The following is a 555-nucleotide window of genomic DNA, read 5'->3' as shown; positions in this document are numbered from 1 at the left end:
CCCGCATCGCGGGACATACAAATACTAGGGTCACTTCTCGATGAAAATCCCGGGTCAACTCTCAGCGGTAATCAACAAAGGGACGAACGTCGGTTACGCCAGCTGCAAAAGCATCTCGCCAGCGTGAAGCTGCTGATCCTTGATGAACTGGGCTATGTTCCGTTCACCGCCGTCGGCAGCGAACTGTTGTTCGAGGTGCTCAGCCAGCGCTATGAACGCGGTAGCACGCTCGTCACCAGCAACCTTCCGTTCGATGAATGGACATCGGTGTTCGGGTCAGAACGCCTCACCGGCGCTCTCCTCGACCGGCTGACCCACCATGTTCATATCCTCGAGATGAACGGGGACAGCTATCGGCTTGCCAGCAGCCGGAAACGGCAAAAACAGGGCCACCACGCACAGGACAGAGAGGTTCCCCCCGCCATGACCTGATCAGAAAATTCCTCATCTGCTGTGCTGAACGGCCTTCCGCTACGCTCCAGACCGTTCAGCACAGCAGATGAAAGCACCGCCTCGATCTGAGGCTTTTTGTTCAATCCAACTGGTACAGTTTTA

Annotated in this window: 1 protein-coding gene; it reads left to right on the top strand. The window is 56.0% G+C overall.

The genetic code is table 11. The annotated features are described in order from the left end of the window. The coding region (locus tag L3X40_RS22140) for an ATP-binding protein (protein WP_237367475.1) at positions 1-432 on the top strand (432 nt) is incomplete at its 5' end. Between the last annotated feature and the right edge of the window lie 123 nt (positions 433-555).

The organism is Rhizorhapis sp. SPR117 (assembly GCF_021742065.1).
Note: the sequence above shows the minus strand (reverse complement) of the source record. Positions and strands in the feature narration are given on the sequence as shown.